Source organism: Streptomyces sp. NPDC048461 (assembly GCF_055587105.1).
Genome location: NZ_JBVJGW010000016.1, coordinates 70,390 through 90,527 on the forward strand (window position 1 = coordinate 70,390; position 20,138 = coordinate 90,527).

Genomic DNA, 20,138 nt, shown 5'->3' on the forward strand with positions numbered 1-20,138 from the left:
CGGCCCGCGCGGGGGGGGCCCGCCCCCCGGGGGCCCCCGCCGGGGGGGGGGGGGGGCCGGGGGGGGGGGGGCCCGGGGGCCCCGCGCCGCGTACGGTCCGCGCTTCCTCAGGCGCCGACGCTTCCTCAGGCGCCGACGCTTCCTCAGGCGCCGACGTACGCGGCGAGGTGCTGCCCGGTGAGGGTGGAGCGGTCGGCGACGAGGTCGGCGGGGGTGCCCTCGAAGACGATCCGTCCGCCGTCGTGGCCGGCCCCGGGGCCGAGGTCGATGATCCAGTCGGCGTGGGCCATGACGGCCTGGTGGTGCTCGACGACGATGACCGACTTCCCGGAGTCGACGAGCCGGTCGAGCAGGCCGAGGAGCTGCTCGACGTCGGCGAGGTGCAGGCCGCTGGTCGGCTCGTCGAGGATGTAGATGCTCCCCGTTCCGGCCATGTTGGTGGCCAGCTTGAGGCGCTGGCGCTCGCCGCCGGACAGGGTGGTGAGCGGCTGGCCGAGGCTGAGGTAGCCGAGCCCGACGTCGGCGAGCCGGCGCAGGATGGTGTGCGCGGCCGGGGTGCGCGCCTCTCCGGACGCGAAGAACTCGACGGCGTCGGTCACGGACATGGCGAACACCTCGCTGATGTCGCGGCCGGCGAGCCGGTACTCCAGCACCGAGGCCTGGAACCGCCTGCCCTCGCAGTCCTCGCAGGTGGTGGCGACACCGGCCATGATCGCCAGGTCGGTGTAGATGACGCCGGCGCCGTTGCAACCGGGGCAGGCCCCTTCGGAGTTGGCGCTGAACAGGGCCGGCTTCACCCCGTTGGCCTTGGCGAACGTCTTGCGGATCGGCTCCAGCAGTCCGGTGTACGTCGCGGGGTTGCTGCGCCGGGAGCCCTTGATGACCCCCTGGTCGACCGTGACCACGCCGTCGCGGCCGGCCACCGAACCGTGGATCAGCGAGCTCTTGCCGGAGCCGGCGACCCCGGTGAGCACGGTCAGCACGCCCAGCGGGATGTCGACGTCGACGTCGCGGAGGTTGTGCTCGGTCGCGCCGCGCACCTCCAGCACGCCGGAGGGCTTGCGCACCGACGGCTTCACCGCGGCGCGGTCGTCCAGGTGCCGTCCGGTGACCGTGCCGCTGGCGCGCAGCGCCTCGACCGTGCCCTCGAAGACGACCTCGCCGCCGGCCGTGCCGGCGTGCGGACCGATGTCGACGACGTGGTCGGCGATCACGATCGTCTCGGGCTTGTGCTCCACGACCAGGACGGTGTTGCCCTTGTCGCGCAGCTGGAGCAGCAGGTCGTTCATCCGCTGGATGTCGTGCGGGTGCAGGCCGACCGTGGGCTCGTCGAAGACGTACGTGACGTCGGTGAGCGCGGAGCCGAGGTGGCGGATCATCTTGGTGCGCTGCGCCTCGCCGCCGGAGAGCGTGCTGGACGACCGGTCGAGGGAGAGGTAGCCGAGGCCGATCTCCACGAACGAGTCGAGGCTCTCGCCGAGCACCGTCAGCAGCGTGCCGACCGACGGCTCGTCGAGGGCGTGGACCCAGGCGGCGAGGTCGCTGATCTGCATCGCGCACGCGTCGGCGATGTTGATGCCCTTGATCTTCGCGGAGCGGGCGGTGTCGCTGAGGCGGGTGCCGTGACACGCGGGACAGACGGCGAAGGTCACCGCCCGGTCCACGAAGGCCCGGATGTGCGGTTGCAGCGTCTCCTTGTCCTTGGACAGGAAGGACTTGTGCACCCGCCCGATCAGGCCCTCGTAAGTGGTGTTGATCCCCTTGACCTTCACCTTGACGGGGTCGCGGTGCAGGAAGTCGTGCAGCTCGTCGGCGGTGTAGTCGCGGATCGGCTTGGCGGGGTCGAGGAAGCCGGACTCGATGAACGACTGCACCACCCAGCCGTCGGGCTTCCAGCCGGGTATCGTGATCGCACCGTCGGCGAGCGACTTGGAGTCGTCGTAGAGCTCGGCGGGGTCGACGTCGGAGACGCTGCCCATGCCCTCGCAGGGCAGGCACATGCCGCCCACGACGCTGAAGCCCTTCTCGATCTTCTTGCCGCCGACCACCAGCGTTCCCGACGCGTCGGCCGAGGCCACGTTGAAGGCGAACGCCTTCTGCGTGCCGATGTGCGGCGTGGCGAGCCGGCTGAACAGGATGCGCAGCAGCGCGCCCGAGTCGGTGGCGGTGCCGACGGTGGAGCGGGAGTGCGCGCCCATCCGCTGCTGGTCGACGATGATCGCGGTCGTGAGACCGTCGAGTAAGTCCACTTCCGGTCGCGCCAGCGTCGGCATGAATCCCTGGATGAAGGCGCTGTAGGTCTCGTTGATCAACCGCTGCGACTCCGCTGCGATCGTGTTGAACACCAGCGAACTCTTGCCCGAGCCGGACACACCGGTAAACACCGTGAGCCGGCGTTTCGGGATCTCGATGCTGACATTCTTGAGATTGTTCTCCCGCGCTCCGTGCACGCGGATCAGACCGTGGCTGTCGGCTGGTTGCAGCGCGGACGGCTGTTCGCCTGTCCCCGTCCCGATGCTCATGTTCTCTCCATCTCTTCGACACGGCACGCCTGTTCATCCGGCCTCTCGGCGTTGCCCCGAACGATCTAACCAGTTGTGAGCCGAACGGCCGGATCTCTTTCGGTATCTTGCCGATTCTCTTTCATCTCTGGCGGACATCTTTCACGCAGGTTGATCGCCTCCTGACCCGCGACAACGATCGGGCACGACGAGTGGCCGTGATCCGGAACCACGTTGCGGGAGGGAAGTCAGGAATGGCTCACACCGGCGTTACGTCCGCGCAGGAGGCCATGTGGCTCGCGCAGGAGCTCGCCCCTGACGTCCCGAACAACGTGGTGACCCTGTGGGAGGTCGACGGCGACCTGGACGTCTCCCTCCTCGGTGCGGCGCTGCGGGCCGCCGTGGCCGAGTCCGGGGCGCTGACGGTGAACTTCCGCCGGGACGGGGACGCGCTGCGGCAGATCTCGCGGGACCCCGGGGGCTGGGCGCCGTTCGCCCTGGACGTGAGCGGCGCCGAGGACCCCGACGACGCGGCCCGCGCCCTGGTGACCGAGTCGGTGCGGCGTCCGTTCGACCTCGCCGACGACGCGCTGTTCCGGTTCGGCTCGATCCGGCTGGGTCCGGCGCGCCACCTCGTGGTGATCGTCTTCCACCACATCCTCACCGACGCGTTCGGCGTCCTCACCGTGCTGTCCCAGCGGATCGCCGAGGTGTACCGGGCGCTGCACGCGGGTTCCTCCGTACCGCCGGCGCCCGCGAGCTCGCCCGCCGACGCGGTGGCCAAGGACGCCGCGTACCGGGCGTCCGGGCGGTTCGCCGACGCCGAACGGTTCTGGCGGGACTACCTGGCCGGCGAGCCGACCCCGGCGCGGCTCCCGGCCGGGGTCCGGCCCGCCGCCCCCTCGGATGCGCCCGCCCCCGCGCCCGCCCCCGCGTCCGCCGTCCCGGCCTCCGCCGGTGGCCCGGAGGCCGCGGCCCGGTACTGGGACGGGCTCACCGAGCCGCTGGGCATGACCACCTTCACCGCCACCGTGCCGGCCGCCGAGCACGTCGGCTGGGCGCGCGCCGCCGAGTCGCTGGGCACCAGCGTCCCGGACCTGCTCGCCGCGGCGGCCACGGCGTTCCTGCACCGGGTGTGCGATCTGCCCAGGCCGCTGCTGACGATCACCGTGAACCACCGCACCGGCGCCACCCGGCGCGCGCTCGGCATGCTCTCGAACCGGCTGCCCCTCCAGGTGGAGGTGCCGCCCGCGGCGGACCTGGCGGAGCTGGCCGACGCGGTCGGCCGGGAGCGGCGGCGGGTGCTGCGGCACGCCCGGCACGAACTCGCCCTGATCAAGCGGGCGGCCGGGCACGTGGGCGGGACGCGCGGCCCGTTCGGCGCCATCGTCAACGTGATCCCGTTCGTCGGGACGCTCGACCTCGCGGGCAGCACGGCGCGCTTCGCGGGCGGCACGTTCGGCCTGGTCGACGAGGTCATGATCTGCGCGTACACCGACGGCCGGGCCGACAGCGACCTGTTCGTCCGCTTCGACGCCCCCCGGTCGCTGTACGACGCCCGGGACGTCGCCGGCCTCGCGGCCAGGTTCACGGCCTTCGTCCGCGCGGCCATGGCCGAACCGGGCACGCCGGTCGCCGCGTTGGACCTGCTCGGCGCCGGGGAGCGCCGCGCGCTGCTCGCCGGCTGCGCGGGCCCCGAGGCCGACCCGGCGGACGCGACCCTGGCGGAGCTGCTGGAGCGCCAGGCCGTCGCCACCCCCGACGCGGTCGCGGTGAGGTACGAGGACACCTCCCTGACGTACCGGGAACTGGCCGAGCGGTCCGGCCGCCTGGCCCGCGTCCTGACCGAGGGCGGCGCGGGGCCCGAACGGTTCGTCGCGGTCGCGGTCCCCCGCTCGCCCGAACTCGTCATCGCCCTGGTCGCCGTGCTCAGGGCCGGGGCCGCGTACGTCCCGGTGGACCCCGACTACCCGGCCGCGCGGGTGGAGTTCATGCTCCGCGACGCGGCGCCGGCGATGCTGCTGACCGTCAAGGGCACCGCGGACCTGCTGCCCCGGACCGGCATCCCCGTGATCACGGTCGACGAGACGCCGCCCGCCGGCGGCCCCGCCCCGGTCGTGGCCCGCTCCGTCGGGCATCCGGCCTACATGATCTACACCTCGGGGTCGACCGGCCGGCCCAAGGGCGTCGTCGTCACGCACGGCGCGATCGTCAACCGGCTGCTCTGGATGCAGGACCACTACCGGCTGGACGCCTCCGACCGGGTGCTCCAGAAGACCTCGGCGTCCTTCGACGTGTCGGTGTGGGAGTTCTTCTGGCCGCTGATCACCGGCGCCACCCTGGTGGTGGCGCGGCCGGACGGGCACCGCGATCCCGGCTACCTCGCGGAGCTGGTCCGGCGGGCCGGCGTCACCACCCTGCACTTCGTCCCCTCGATGCTCGCCGAGTTCACCGCGGAGGCCACCGCCGCCGCCTGTACCGGCCTGCGCCGCGTCATCTGCAGCGGCGAAGCCCTGCCGGCCGAACTCGCGGCGGCGTTCCACCGGGTGGTGGGGGCGCCCCTGCACAACCTGTACGGGCCCACCGAAGCCGCGGTCGACGTCACCGCCTGGCGGTACCGGCCCGGCGCCCGGACCGTCCCGATCGGAACGCCGATCCGCAACACCGCGCTGTACGTCCTGGACAGCCGGCTGCGGCTGGTCCCGCCCGGGGTTCCGGGCGACCTGTACATCGCGGGCGAGGGGCTCGCCCGCGGCTACCACGGCCGCGCGGCCCTGAGCGCGGAGCGTTTCGTCGCCTGCCCGTTCGGCCCGCCCGGCCGGCGCATGTACCGTACGGGCGACCTGGCGCGCTGGAACGCCGACGGCGAGCTGGAGTTCACGGGCCGCGCCGACCAGCAGGTGAAGGTGCGCGGGTTCCGCGTCGAGCCCGCAGAGATCGAGGCCGCGCTGGCCGCCCACCCGGGGGTGTCCCGGGCGGCGGTCCTGGCCCGGCCGAGCCGCGGCGCCGACGGCGCCGTCCAGCTCTTCGCGTACGTCGTGCCCACCGCGGGCGCCGGGCCCGGCGGGGCCGGCGCGGACTGGGACCTGCACGCCGGCCTGGACGCCGCCGGACTGCGGGGCTTCGTCGCGGCCCGGCTGCCCGCGCACCTGGTGCCCGCCGCGTTCGTCGTACTGGACCGGCTGCCCCTGACCGCGAACGGCAAGCTGGACCGGGCGGCGCTGCCCGAGCCGCAGTACGCCACCCGGGCCCACCGGCCGCCGCGCACCGCCGGGGAGCGCGTCCTGGCGGCCGCGTTCGCCGAGGTGCTCGGAATGGACCGGATCGGGGTGGACGACGACTTCTTCACGCTCGGCGGCGACAGCATCCGGGCCATCCAGGTCGTGGCCCGCGCCCGAGCGGCCGGCCTCGCGTTCGGCCCGCGCACCGTGTTCGAGTGTCGTACCGTCGCCGCGCTGGCCGCGGCCGCCACGCGCGACACCACGCCGCCGCCCGTCGAACCCGAGGGCGGCGGCGTCGGTCTGCTGCCCCTGCCGCCGATGGCCCGGATCGTCGCCGAGCACGGCCCCGGGCTGGACCGGCTCGCCCAGTGGCTGGTGCTGGAACTGCCGGACGGCATCGGCCCCGACGGCCTCACCGCGACCGTGCGCGCCGTCCTGGACCGGCACGACGCACTGCGCTCGCGCCTGACCGGCGAGGGGCTGCTGGTGCACCCGCCGGGCTCTCCCGACGCCGCCGGCCTCGTCAAGCGGGTGCGCTGTCCGGGCGACTGGCACGGCGCCGCGTGGCAGACGCTGCTGCGCGCCGAGGCCGCAGAGGCGGTGGACCACATCCGGGCCTCGGAGGGCCGGATGCTGCGGCTGGTGTGGTTCGAGCCGGAGACCGCGGGCCCCGGAAGGCTGCTGGTCGCAGCCCACCACCTGGTCGTCGACGGGGTGTCGTGGCGGGTGCTGCTCCCCGACCTCGCCGAGGCCTGGCGGCAGGTCCGCACCGGTACGGCCCCGGTCCTGCCGGCGGTGGGGACCTCGCTGCGGCGGTGGCTGGGCGCGCTGGCAGAGGAGGCGGTGCGGCCCGCACGGGAGGCGGAGCTCGGGCTCTGGCGCGACCTGCTCGCCGCCCCCGTCGCGCCGGTCGGGTCCCGGCCGCTCGACCCGGCCGTGGACGTCGCCTCGACGGTGGAGACCGTACGGGTGGAACTCCCGGCCGATCTCACCGAGGCCGTGCTCGCGTCGGTGCCGGCCGCCTACCGCGGCGGCGCGGACGACGTCCTGCTCACCGCCCTGGTGCTGGCCCTGGCCCGGCACCGGCGGGGCGTGACGGACGGCGCGACCGTGGTCCGGCTGGAGGGGCACGGCCGGCAGGACGAGCTGCTGCCGGGCGCGGACCTGTCCCGTACCGTCGGCTGGTTCACCACCGCGCACCCCGTCCGCTTCGACCTCTCGGGGATCGACGTCGACGAGGCGATCGCGGGCGGGGCGGCCGCGGGCGAGGCCCTGGGGCGCGTGAAGGAGCAGCGGCGCGCGATCCCCGACCACGGCATCGGCTACGCCCTGCTGCGCCACCTCAACGACCGGACGGCGCCGGTGCTGCGCCCGTACCCGGCGGACGAGATCGGTTTCAACTTCCTGGGCCGCTTCTCCTTCGACGGTCCGCGGGCCGGGCGCGGCGCCGGGTGGACGCCTGCCCCGGAGTGCCCCGAACTCGTCGCGGCGCCGGGTCCCGACATGCCGGCGCCGAGCGCGCTGGAGCTGAACGCGCTGGTCACCGACACCGGTGACGGACCGCGGCTGACGGCCCTGTTCTCCTTCGCCACCGGCGTGCTCTGCGCCGACGAGGTCCGCGAGCTGTCCGGCACCTGGTGCGCGGCCCTGCGGGGGCTGCGGGCCCTGGTGGCGGCGGGCGGGACCGGGATGACGCCGTCGGACGTCGCCCTGGTGGAGGTCGGGCAGTCCGAACTGGACTCCTGGCGAGGGCGCTTCGGACGGGTGGCCGACGTGTGGCCGCTCACGCCGCTCCAGGCGGGGCTGCTGTTCCACACGATGCTGGAGGACACCACCGAGGGCTACCGCACGCAGTTCGTGTTCCGGCTCGCCGGTCCGGTGGACGCGGACCGGCTGCGGGCCGCGGGCCAGGCGCTGCTGGACCGCCATCCGAACCTGCGGGCGGCGTTCCTGCCCGGCGCCTCGGGCGATCCCGTACAGGTCGTGGTGGACGGCGTCCGGCTGCCCTGGCGGCACGTGGACCTCACCGGGGACCCCGCGGCGCCGGCGCGGCTGGAGCGCGTCCTCGCCGAGGAGCGGGACGCCCGCTTCCGCCCCGACAGCCCGCCGCTGCTGCGGCTCACCCTCGTGACGCTGGGGCCGGACCGGGCCGAGCTCGCCCTCACCGCCCACCACGTGCTGTTCGACGGCTGGTCGGTCCCGTTGATCGAGCGGGAGCTGATGCACCTGTACGCGGTGGGCGGCGGCGCCCCCGATCCGGTGCGCCCGCACGGCTACCGGGACTTCCTGGGGTGGCTGTCGGGGCAGGACCGGGAGCGGTCGGCCCGGGCGTGGGCGGCGGAGCTGGCCGGTGTGGCCGGGCCGACCGTCCTGGCGCCCGCGGTACCCGCGACCGGAACCGGCGGCGACGGCGGAACCGGCAGCGACAGCAACGGCAACGGTCAGGTCGACGCGGCCCTGACCCGCGAGGACGCCGCCCGGCTGGCGCGCCGGGCCGCGGAGTGGGGGGTCACCCCGAACACCCTGGTGCAGGCCGCGTGGGCCCTCGTCCTGGCCGGGCTGACCGGGGGCGACGACGTGCTGTTCGGTACGACGGTCTCCGGCCGGTCGGCGGAGCTGCCGGGGGTGGACTCGACGATCGGCCTGTTCATCAACACGGTGCCGGTGCGGGTGCGGTGCACGCCGACGGACACCGTCGCGGAGCTGCTCGGGCAGGTCCAGGACGCCCAGGCCGGGCTGCTGGACCACCACCACCTCGGGCTCGCCGACATCCAGCGGTCCACCGGACTGAGTTCCCTGTTCGACACCCTCGTGGTGTTCGAGTCGTTCCCCGTCGACCGGACCGTTGCCGCGGCGGCCGCGCCGACGGACGTGGTGGTGACCGGCATCCGCCCGTACGCCCCGCCGCACTACCCGCTGACCGTCATCGCGGCGGCCGATCCGCTGCTGCGGATCTCCTTCCAGTACCGGCGCGGCGTCTTCGGCCGCGCCGAGGTGGAGGCGATCGCCGCCCGGCTGACCCGGGTGCTGCGGCAGTTCGCCGCCGCTCCCGCGGCCGTCGTCGCGGAGATCGGCGTACTGACCGACGAGGAGCGGGAGCAGGTCCTGCACGGCTGGAACGACACGGCGGCCCCGCTCCCCGCGGCGACCGTTCCGGAGCTGTTCGCCGCACGGGCGGCTGCGGCGCCGGACGCGGTCGCCGTCGCCTCGGACGGGCGGGTGCTGACGTACGGGGAGCTGGACGGGCGGGCCAACCGGCTGGCGCACTGGCTGATCGGGCAGGGGGTGGGGCCCGAATCGCGCGTGGTGGTGCTGCTGCCCCGCTCGCCCGACCTGGTCGTGGCGCTGCTGGCGGTGTGGAAGGCCGGCGGCTCGTACGTGCCGGTGGACCCGGAGTATCCGGCCGCCCGGGTGCGGGCCGTGGTCGAGGACAGTGCGGCGGTGCTGGTGCTGGACCCGGAGCGGCTGGCCGGCGCGGACCTGTCGGCCCTCCCCGGGCACGCCCCGCGGACCACGGCCGGCCCGGACCACGCCGCGTACACCATCTACACCTCCGGCTCCACGGGGAAGCCCAAGGGCGTGGTCATCGAGCACGGTGCCCTGGCGAACCTGCTGACCGGCATGCAGGAACGGTTCCGGCTGTCGCCGGACGACCGGATGCTGGCCGTCGCCACCGTCGCGTTCGACATCGCGGCCCTGGAGCTGTTCCTGCCCCTGCTGACCGGGGGGCGGACCGTGCTGGCCGGCAAGGACCTCCTCACCCGGCCCGAGGCGCTGCACGACCTCGTGGACCGGGCCGGGATCACCGTCATGCAGGCCACCCCGGCCCTCTGGCAGGTGCTGGTCGCCCACGCCCCGGCCTGCCTGACGGGCCTGCGCGTGATCACCAGCGGCGAGGCCCTGCCCCCGTCGCTGGCGGCCGCCCTGTGCGAGCGCGCCGCCGAGGTCACCAACCTCTACGGGCCCACCGAGGCCACGATCTACTCCACGGCGGCCCGGCTCGGTCCGGGCACCGCCGGCATGCCCCCCTCCATCGGCGGGCCCGTCGCCAACGGCCGGGTCCTCGTCCTCGACCGCACCCTGCGTCCCGTGCCGCCGGGGGTGACCGGCGACCTGTGGATCGCCGGGCACGGCCTGGCCCGCGGCTACCACGGCCGGCCGGACCTGACGGCGGAGCGGTTCGTGGCGAACCCGTTCGGCCCGCCGGGCACGCGCATGTACCGCAGCGGGGACCTGGCCCGCTGGACCCGCACGGGCGAGGTGGAGTACCTCGGCCGCTCCGACCACCAGATCAAGCTGCGGGGGTTCCGCATCGAACCCGCCGAGATCGAGCACGTCCTGACCCGGCACCCGGCCGTCCGCCACGCCACCGTCGTCGCCCGCGAGGACCGGCCGGGCGAGCGCCGGCTGGTGGCGTACCTGGTGCCGGAGGCGGGGGGCGAGGTGCCTGCGGCGGAGCGGTTGCGGGAGGTCGTCGGGGAGCGGCTGCCGGCGTACATGGTCCCGGCCGCGTTCACGGTGCTCGCCGAACTGCCGCTGACGCCGAACGGCAAGCTGGACCGGTCGGCGCTGCCCGCGCCCGAGTTCGACGGGGACGCCTACCGGGCCCCGCGGTCGCCGCGGGAGGCCGCCCTGTGCCGCCTGTTCGGCGAGGTGCTCGGCGTGGAGCGGGTCGGCATCGACGACGACTTCTTCGTCCTGGGCGGGCACTCGCTGCTCGCCACCCGGCTGGTGGCGCGGGTGCGCGCGGAACTGGGCGTGGAGGTCCCCATCGGGACCCTGTTCACCGCCCCCACCGTCGCCGAACTGACCGAGCGCTGGACCGACATGTCGGCCTCTTCCCGAAAGCCGCTGCGCAGGATGAGCGAAAGGTAGAAACACCATGATCCCCCTCTCCTACGCCCAGCGGCGGATGTGGTTCATCAACCGCTTCGAGGGCACGTCCTCGACCTACAACATCCCGCTGCTCCTGCGGTTCACCGGCCCCCTGGACACCGGCGCCCTGCGCGCGGCGTTCCTCGACGTGATGACGCGCCACGAGGTCCTGCGGACCGTGTTCGGGGAGGAGGACGGGCGGCCGTTCCAGCGGATCCTCGCCCCCGGCGCGTTCGAGCTGCCGTGGAAGGACTGGGGCAGGGTCGCCCCCGACCGGGTGCCGGGGGTGGTGGCGTCGGTGACCGGCAGCTGGTTCGACCTGTCGGCCGACGTGCCGCTGCGGGGCTGCGTCGTCCAGAGCGGCGAGGACGAGCACCTGCTCGTCCTGGTGATCCACCACATCGCCGGGGACGGCGGATCGCTCGCGCCGCTGGCGCGGGACGTGTCGCAGGCCTACCGGGCCCGGGTGGCCGGCCGGGCGCCGGACTGGGCGGAACTGCCCGTGCAGTACTCGGACTACGCGCTGTGGCAGCAGGAGCTGCTCGGTGACGAGTCCGACCCGGAGAGCGTCCTGTCGGTGCAGACGGCGTACTGGCGCCGGGAGCTGGCGGGGATCTCGAAGCCGCTGCCGCTGCCCCTGGACCGGCCCCGTGCCGCGGTGGCGAGCTACCGCGGCGGTTCGGTGGACCTCGGCCTGTCGAGCGAGCTGCTGGCCCGGGTGGAGGAGCTGGCGCGGGCCCGGGGGGTGACGGTGTCGATGGTGCTCCAGGCGGCCGTCGCCGTCCTGATGCACCGGCTGGGCGGCGGCGAGGACGTGACGGTCGGGTCGCCGATCGCGGGCCGCACCGACGAGGCGCTGAACGACCTGGTGGGGTTCTTCGTCAACTCCTGGGTGCTGCGCGTGCCGTTGACGCCGGAGCGGACGTTCGACTGGGTGCTGGGCCAGGTGCGGCAGAAGGCCCTCGCCGCGTACGACAACCAGGACGTGCCGTTCGAGCGGCTGGTGGAGCTGCTGCGGCCCGAACGGTCGACCGCCCACCATCCGCTGTTCCAGGTCGTGTTCGCGTGGCAGAACAACGTGGCACCGGTCCTTGACCTGCCCGGCCTGACGGTGTCGATGGAGCCCATCCCGACGGGCACGGCCAAGTTCGACCTCTTCTTCAACCTGGCGCCGGACGAGTCGGACGGCTCCGCCGCGGGGCAGATCGAGTACGCCGCCGACCTCTTCGACCCCGGGACGGTGGAGGGGATGGCGGCGCGGTTCGTCCGCCTGGTGGAGCAGGTGGTGGCCGACCCGGAGACCACGGTCGGCGAGGACGCGGAGGCGGCCGGGGCCGCGGAGACGGCCGCGCCCGCGGAGCGGTCCGCCGGCGCGGTGCTCGACGCCGCCGAGCGCCGGAAGATCCTCGTCGAGTGGAACGACACGGCCCGCGACTTCCCCTGTCCGGGTCCCGTGCACCTCCTCTTCGAGGAGCAGGCCGGGTGCCGCCCCGAGGCGATCGCCCTGCGCTGGGCCGGGGGCACCATGACGTACGGCGAGCTGAACGAGCGGGCCAACCGGATCGCCTGGGACCTCAAGGAGCGGGGCGTCGGACCGGAGACCGTCGTCGGGATCGGCGTCCGCCGCGGCCCGGTCATGATCGCCGCCGCATTCGGCGTGCTCAAGGCCGGCGGGGCCTTCCTGCCCCTGGAGCCGTCGCTGCCCGCCGACCGCGTCGCCGGCATGCTGGCCGACGCCGGCGCGGAGCTGGTGCTGTCCACGTCGGACACCGAGCACTGGGAGGTCCCGGACGGCGTCGGGCTCGTCGAGGTGGACCGGTTGGAGGCGTCGTCGGCCGCCCACTCCCCCGGCTCCGCCCGCAACCCGGAGCCGGTCGCAGGGGTGGACAGCACCGCGTACATCATCTTCACCTCGGGCAGCACCGGGAAGCCGAAGGGCGTCTCGGTCACCCACCGTCCGGTGCACAACCTGCTCAACTGGGCCTACCGCACCTTCGGGTTCGGCCCGAAGGACGTCGGTCTGTGCGTCACCTCGCTGGGGTTCGACCTCTCCACCTTCGACATCTTCGGGCTGCTCGGCTGCGGCGGCGGCCTGTACGTCGCGGACGCGGCCCAGCAGCGCGACCCGGAGGTGCTGCTCGACCTGCTGCTCACGGAGCCGATCACCTTCTGGAACTCGGTCCCGACCACCCTCAACCAGCTGCCCCCCGTGCTCTCCGCACGGCCCGTCGAGCCGGGGAGCCGGGGGACGGGCTGCCTCCGTCTGGCCTTCCTCTCCGGCGACTTCACCCCGCTGTCCCTGCCGGACGAGATCCGCAGGGTGTTCCGCAACCTCGAAATGATCAGTCTCGGCGGAGCGACCGAGGCCACGGTGTGGTCCAACTACTTCCGCATCCGCGACATCGACCCGTCGTGGCGCAGCATCCCGTACGGCCGGCCGATCGACAACGCCCGCTACTACGTGCTCGACGACGCCATGGAGCCGGTCCCGGTCGGGGTCGAGGGCGACCTCTACATCGGCGGGGACTGCCTGTGCACCGGCTACGTCAACCGGCCCGAGCTGACCGCCGAGCGGTTCGTCCGCGATCCGTTCGGCGACCGGGAGGGCGACCGGCTCTACCGTACGGGCGACCGCGCCTGCTTCTTCCCCGACGGGAACATCTGCTTTCTCGGCCGCGCGGACAACCAGGTGAAGCTGCGCGGGTTCCGCATCGAGCTCGGCGAGATCGAGCACACCCTGGCCCGCCACCCGGCCGTCCGCCAGGCCATCGTCACCGCCCGCGAGGACCGGCCCGGCGACCAGCGCCTCGTCGCGTACGTCGTCGCGGACCCCGGGTCCGCGGACGGGCTGCGCGGGGCCGGGGACCAGGTCGGCGCGTGGCAGGAGGTCTACGACCAGGCCTACCTGGACGCGGCCGGCGCGGAGCTCGGCGAGGACTTCACCGGCTGGACCGGCTCCGCCACCGGCGAGCCGATCCCGCTGGACGAGATGCGGGCCTGGCGGGACGCGGCGGTGGAGCGCGTCCTGTGCTGGTCTCCGGGCCGTGTCCTCGAACTGGGCGTCGGCTCGGGCCTGTTGCTGGCCCGCATCGCGGGCCGGGTCGAGTCGTACTGGGGCACCGACTTCTCGCCCTCGGTGATCGAGCGCCTGCGACGGCAGGTCGCGGAGGCCGGCCTCGGCGACCGCGTCGAGCTGCGGTGCCGGGCCGCCGACGACCTGTCCGGCCTGCCGGCCGGCACGTTCGACACGGTGGTGCTCAACTCGGTCGTGCAGTACTTCCCCGACGAGCACTACCTGCGGCGGGTCCTGGACGGCGCCTGGGACCTGCTCGCGCCGGGCGGCAGGATCGTGGTCGGCGACGTCCGCCGGGCGGCCTCGCTGCGCCTGCTGCAGACGTCCGTCCAGCGGGCGAAGCACCCCGGCGCGGCCGAGGCCGTGCTGCGCAGCGCGGTCGACCAGGCCGTCCTGCTGGAGCAGGAGCTCGTCGTCGACCCCGAGTGGTTCCTGAACTGGGCGGAGCGGACCGGCGGCGGCGCCGGTGCGGGCGCCCGTGCGGGCGCCCGTGCCGGTGTCGACGTACGGCTCAAGGACGGCACGGCCCGCAACGAGCTCACGTGCCACCGGTACGAGGTCGTGCTGCACAAGCCGGCCGCCGGGCCGCCCGGAGCGGTGCTGCGGCTGGACGCGGTGCCGTGCCTGCCGTGGGACGGGGACCTCGACGCCCTCGCCGACCGGGTGCGCGCGCACGCGGAGCCCGTGGTGCGCGTCGTCGGCGTGCCGAACGCCCGCCTGACCGCGGAGGCGGCGGCGGTGCGCGAGGCGGACGGCGAGGAGGCCGCCGCGCCCGCGACGGAGGCGTCCGAGGCGGCGCCGCTCGACCCGGGCGCGCTCCGGGCGTGGGCCGCGGGGCACGGCTGGGACGCCGTGGCGACCTGGTCGGCACGGGCCGTCGACCGGTTCGAGGTGGTCGTCCACCGGGCCGCCCCGGAGGCCGGCCTGATCACCACCGGCACCTACCGTCCGGCGCCCGGGGAGCAGCGCCCGCCGGTCAACGACCCCGCGGCGGGCGCCGCCGTCACGGCGCTGCTGCCCGCCCTGCGCGCGTACCTGCGGGACGCGCTGCCGGAGTACATGGTCCCCGCCGCGATCGTGCCGATCGCCGGCGTGCCGCTGACGGACAACGGCAAGCCGGACCGGCGCGCGCTGCCCGTCCCGGACTACGCGGCCGCCGGCGCCGGCCGGGCCCCGTCCACGCCCGAGGAGGAGTCGCTGTGCGCGCTGTTCGCGGCGGTGCTCGGGCTCGACCGGGTCGGCGTGGACGACAACTTCTTCTCCGTCGGCGGGCATTCGCTGCTGGCCACCAGGCTGGTCAGCCGCATCCGCGCCGTCCACGGCGTGGAGATCCCGATCCGGGTCGTCTTCCAGGAGCCCACCCCCGCCGCCCTGGCCGCGCACCTGACGGCCGGCAGCGACGTACGCCCGGCGCTGCGGCCCCAGGACCGTCCCGAACGGCTGCCGCTGTCCTTCGCGCAGCAACGGCTCTGGTTCATCCACCGGTTCGAGGGCCCGTCGGCGACCTACAACATCGCACTGGCCCTGCGGATGCGCGGTGAGCTGGACGCGGCGGCGCTGCGCCGCGCCGTGCACGACGTCGTGGAGCGCCACGAGTCGCTGCGGACCGTGTTCGGCGAGGCGGACGGACAGCCGTACCAGCAGGTCCTCTCCCCGGCCGTGGTGCGGGTGCCCTGGCAGGAGAGCACGGTCACGCAGGACGCGCTGCACGGCGTCCTGCACGAGGCGGCGCGCCGTCCGTACGACCTGGCCGACGAGATACCGCTGCGCGCCTGGCTGTTCCGGACCGGCGAGCAGGAGTCGGTCTTCATGATCGGCGCGCACCACATCGTCTCGGACGGCTGGTCGCTGCTCCCCCTCGCGGAGGACCTGACCGCGGCGTACGAGGCGCGCCGCGCCGGCCGCGCGCCGCAGTGGGAGCCGCTGCCGGTCCAGTACGCGGACTACACCCTGTGGCAGCGGCGGCTGCTGGGGGACGGCGCAGACCCGGGCAGCCTGTACCGGCGCCAGCTGGACTACTGGACGACCCGCCTGGCCGGGCTGCCGGAGACCGTCGGCCCGCCCGCGGACCGGCCGCGGCCCGCGGTGGCCTCGTACGCCGGCGCCCAGCTGCCGCTCGACCTCGACGAGCGGCTCACCGAGGGCGTCCGGCGGGTGGCCCGGGACACCGGCGCCACGGTGGCGATGGTGCTCCAGGCGGGCATGGCCGCCATGCTCACCCGGCTGGGCGCGGGTACGGACGTGCCGATCGGCTCGCCCATCGCGGGGCGCACCGACGAGGCGCTGAACCGCCTGGTCGGGTTCTTCGTCAACACGTGGGTGCTGCGGGCGGACACCTCCGGGGACCCCGGCTTCACCGAACTCGTCGGCCGGGTGAAGGAGTCGAGCCTCGCCGCGTACGACCACCAGGACATCCCGTTCGAGCACCTGGTGGAGGTGCTGAACCCGGTGCGGTCCTCCGCGCACCACCCGCTGTTCCAGGTGTGCCTGGCGCTGCAGAACAACGCGCGGCCCGAGTTCGCCCTGCCGGGTCTGGAGGTGACGGAGGAGCCGTTCGCCATGGGCGCCTCGCGGTTCGACCTGTTCGTCAGCCTCCGCGAGGTCGAGGACGAGGGCGGGGCGGCGCGGATCACCGGGTCCGCGGAGTACGCGACCGAGCTGTTCGACGCCGCCACGATCGGCACGCTGATGGAGCGCTGGCTGCACTTCCTGCGCCGGGTCGTCGCCGCACCGGACACGCCGATCGGGGCGGTCGACATCCTCTCCGGCGACCAGCGCGCGGCGCTGGCCGGATGGGGCGGCGGGGGCCGCGCCGCCGGCTTCGCGGCCGGAACGGTCCACGGGCGGTTCGCCGAGACGGCCGCCGCGCGTCCGGAGGCGACCGCGCTGATCTCCGCGGACGGCGAGCTGAGCTGGTCCTACGCCGAACTGGGCCGCTGGGCCAACCGCGTCGCCCACCGCCTGCGGGACCGCGGCGCGGTCCCGGGCAGCCGGGTGGCGCTCGTGCTGGAGCGTTCGCCGCTGCTGGTCGCGGCGATCCTCGGCGTACTGAAGACGGGGGCCGCCTACGTGCCGGTCGACCCCGGACACCCGCGCGAGCGGCTCGACTTCGTCCTCGCGGACCTGGATCCCGCCGTCGTCGTGGACGCCGCCTTCGCCGGGGAGGACCTCGCGGACTGCCCGGACACGCCGCCCGGGGACGGCGGCGTCGGGGAGGAGGCAGTCGCGTACGTGATGTACACGTCGGGCTCCACGGGCCGCCCCAAGGGGGTCGAGGTGACCCACCGCAACGTGGTCGACCTCGCGTGCGACGGCTGCTGGGCCGGTGGCGCCCACCGGCGCGTCCTGGTCCACTCGCCGCACACGTTCGACGCGTCGACGTACGAGCTGTGGGCGCCGCTGCTCGGTGGCGGCACGGCGGTGCTGGCGCGTTCCGGCCGGCTCGACACGGCGGATCTGGCCAAGGTCGTCGCCGAGCGCGGGGTGACCGGGCTGTGGCTGACCGCCGGGCTCTTCGCGGTGATGGCCGAGCAGCACGCGGAGTGCTTCGGCGGCGTGGCCGAGGTGTGGGCGGGCGGCGACGTGCTCTCCCCGGTCGCCGTCCGCCGGGTCCTGGACGCCTGCCCGGGCCTCACCGTGGTGAACGGCTACGGTCCGACGGAGACGACCACGTTCGCCGCCCGGTACCGGATGCCCTCGGCGGACCTGTGCGCCGACCCGCTGCCGATCGGCGGGCCCATGGACGGCACCCGGCTGCTGGTCCTGGACGAGCGGCTGCGGCCCGTGCCGCCCGGTGTGGTGGGCGAGCTGTACGTCGGGGGCGACGGCGTGGCCCGCGGGTACGCGGGACGTCCCGGGCTGACCGCCGAGCGGTTCGTCGCCGACCCGTCGGGGCGGCCGGGGGCGCGGACGTACCGTACGGGCGACCTGGTGCGCTGGGACGCGACCGGGCGCCTGCACTACGTGAGCCGGGCCGACGACCAGGTCAAGCTCCGCGGCTTCCGCGTGGAGCCGGGCGAGATCGAGGCGGTGCTGCGCGAGCGGGACGGCGTGGCGCACGCCGTCGTGGTCCCGCGCCGGGACCGGCTCGGCGAACGCAGCCTGGTCGCGTACGTGGTGCCGGACGCGTCGGCGCCCGACGAGGGCGACGCGGTCGACCACGTCGGGGAGTGGCGCGGGATCTACGACGACATGTACGGCGGGACGGCGGTCGACCGGAGCGGGGTCGGCGAGGACTTCACCGGGTGGAACAGCTCCTACACCGGCGCGCCCATCCCGCTGACCGAGATGCGGGCGTGGCGCGAGGCCGTGCTGGGACGGGTGCGCGCGCTGCGCCCGGAGCGGGTGCTGGAGATCGGGGTCGGCTCCGGCCTGCTGCTCGGACCGCTGGCCTCCGAGGTCGGGGAGTACTGGGGCACCGACTTCTCGGCGCCCGTCATCGAGCGGCTGCGCGCCCAGGTCGCATCCGACCCGCGCCTGTCGGACCGGGTGTTCCTGCACTGCCGGCCCGCCGACGACCAGGACGGACTGCCGACGGGGTTCTTCGACACGGTGATCCTCAACTCGGTCGTGCAGTACTTCCCGGACGCCGGCTACCTCACGCGGGTGCTCGACCTCGCGATGGACCGGCTGGCGCCCGGCGGCCGCATCGTGATCGGCGACGTCCGCAACTACCGGACCCTGCGCCCGTTCAGTGCGGCGGTCCACCGCGCGCGGCAGCCCGACGACGGCCCGGCCGCCGTACGGGCGGCGGTCGAACGTGCGGTCCTGGGCGAGAAGGAACTCCTCGTCGATCCCGGCTACTTCACGCGGTGGGCCGAGGAGCGGCCCGGCGCGGTCGCCGCCGACATCCGGCTCAAGGGGGGCGCGGACCACAACGAACTCACCCGCCACCGCTACGAGGTGGTGCTGCACAAGGGGCCCGGCCGGGCGCTGCGGCTGGCGGACCTGCCGGTGGTGGTGTGGGGTACGGACGTACGGGAGCCCGCGGACGTGGAAGCGGCGCTGGCCCGGCACGGCGGCCACCTCCGCCTGACCCGGATCCCCAACGCCCGGCTGGCCGGGGAGGGCGGCGAGCGGGGTGCTCCCGCCGGGACCCGGGGGGCGGTCGATCCCGCCGTGCTGGAGGCGTGGGGAACCGCGCGGGGGCTCGCGGTGTACTGCACCTGGTCGGCGGAGGCGGCCGACTGCTTCGAGGCGGCCGTGGTGCCCGACGTCGACGCGGCCCGTCTCGACGGGGTGTACCGGCCGGCGGGCACGGCTCCGGCGCGGCTGGTGAACGTCCCCGCGGTGTCGCGGCGGGTGTCGCGGCTGCCGTCGCGGCTGCGGGAGGAACTCGGTTCGCTGCTGCCGGAGTTCATGATGCCCGCCGAGATCATGGTCCTCGACCGGCTGCCGCTGACCGAGAACGGGAAGGTCGACCGCGCCGCGCTGCCCGAGCCCGACCCGACGGGCGGCGAGTACCGCGCGCCGCGCACGCCGCGCGAGGAGGACCTCGTCGCGCTGTTCGCCGAGGTGCTGGGCGTGGACCGGGTCGGCATCGACGACGACTTCTTCGCCTCCGGCGGGCACTCGCTGCGGCTGACCCGCCTCGTCTGGCGGATCCACGAGAAGCTCGGCCTGGACGTGCCGATCCGGACCGTGTTCCAGTACCCCACGGTGGCCGAGCTGGCGAACCAGCTGTCCGCGGACACCCAGGTGGGCTTCGAGGACCCGTTCGCCGGGCTGCTGCCGATCCGCACCGAGGGTGACCGTCCGCCGCTGTGGTGGCTGCACCCGGGCGGCGGGCTGAGCTGGCCCTACATGGGCTTCGCGCGGCACCTGGACGCGTCCTGGCCGATGTACGGCATCCAGGCGCGCGGCTTCGACGGCGCCACGCCCTCGGCCGCCTCCATCGACGAGATGGTCGACGACTACCTGCGGCAGGTGCTGGAGGTCCAGCCGAGCGGCCCGTACCGGCTGCTGGGCTGGTCGTTCGGCGGCACGCTGGCCCACGCCATGGCGGCGGAACTGCAGGCGCGCGGGCACGAGGTGGCGCTGCTGGCGCTGCTGGACGCCGCGCCCGCCGGACACTTCGCGGAACTGGAGCCGGTCGACGAGGCCATGGTGCGCACGTTCCTCGGCAACTACATGGGGCACCTGGCCGGCATGGAGGAGTACCCGGCCCTGGTGGGCACCGCATCGTCGATCTTCGTCCAGCAGATGGAGCAGATGCGGCGGTTCACCTCGCCGAGGTACCGGGGCGACGTCGTCTTCTTCAACGCGCTCCTGGACCCGGAGACCCACGACAAGCGGCAGCTGGAGGTGGAACTCGACGTGCTCTGGCAGGACCACATCGACGGGCGGCTGCTGCGCACCGACATCGCCTGCGCCCACAACGAGATGTACTGGCCGCGGAACGCGGCGGAGATCAGCCGGGTCCTGAACCGGATCCTGCGGGCGGCGCAGTGAGCCCCGCCCGCCGGGCCT

Annotated in this window: 3 protein-coding genes; 2 read left to right on the forward strand and 1 reads right to left on the reverse strand. The window is 74.6% G+C overall.

All coding sequences use genetic code 11. The features are described 5' to 3' along the window. Positions 1-143: 143 nt before the first annotated feature. Positions 144-2,522 (reverse strand): ATP-binding cassette domain-containing protein, encoded by a 2,379-nt coding sequence (locus tag ACZ6S8_RS25795; protein ID WP_469459535.1) that lies wholly within the window; start codon positions 2,520-2,522, stop codon positions 144-146. Between the two features lie 233 nt (positions 2,523-2,755). Between ACZ6S8_RS25795 and ACZ6S8_RS25800 the strand changes: the two genes are divergently transcribed. Both ACZ6S8_RS25800 and ACZ6S8_RS25805 read left to right on the forward strand, forming a co-directional pair. Beyond that, positions 2,756-10,597 carry an amino acid adenylation domain-containing protein gene (locus tag ACZ6S8_RS25800; RefSeq protein WP_469459537.1) on the forward strand — a complete coding sequence of 2,614 codons (7,842 nt, stop codon included), beginning with the start codon at positions 2,756-2,758 and terminating at the stop codon, positions 10,595-10,597. 7 nt (positions 10,598-10,604) lie between these two features. Continuing rightward, on the forward strand, positions 10,605-20,120 hold the full coding sequence (locus ACZ6S8_RS25805) for an amino acid adenylation domain-containing protein (RefSeq protein WP_469459539.1): 9,516 nt from the start codon (positions 10,605-10,607) through the stop codon (positions 20,118-20,120). Positions 20,121-20,138: the final 18 nt, after the last annotated feature.

What these genes read in the sequence shown, in the direction of transcription:
- ACZ6S8_RS25795 (WP_469459535.1), bottom strand. Translation starts at nt 2,522, where the DNA reads ATGAGCATCGGGACGGGGACAGGCGAACAGCCGTCCGCGCTGCAACCA.
- ACZ6S8_RS25800 (WP_469459537.1), top strand. Translation starts at nt 2,756, where the DNA reads ATGGCTCACACCGGCGTTACGTCCGCGCAGGAGGCCATGTGGCTCGCG.
- ACZ6S8_RS25805 (WP_469459539.1), top strand. Translation starts at nt 10,605, where the DNA reads ATGATCCCCCTCTCCTACGCCCAGCGGCGGATGTGGTTCATCAACCGC.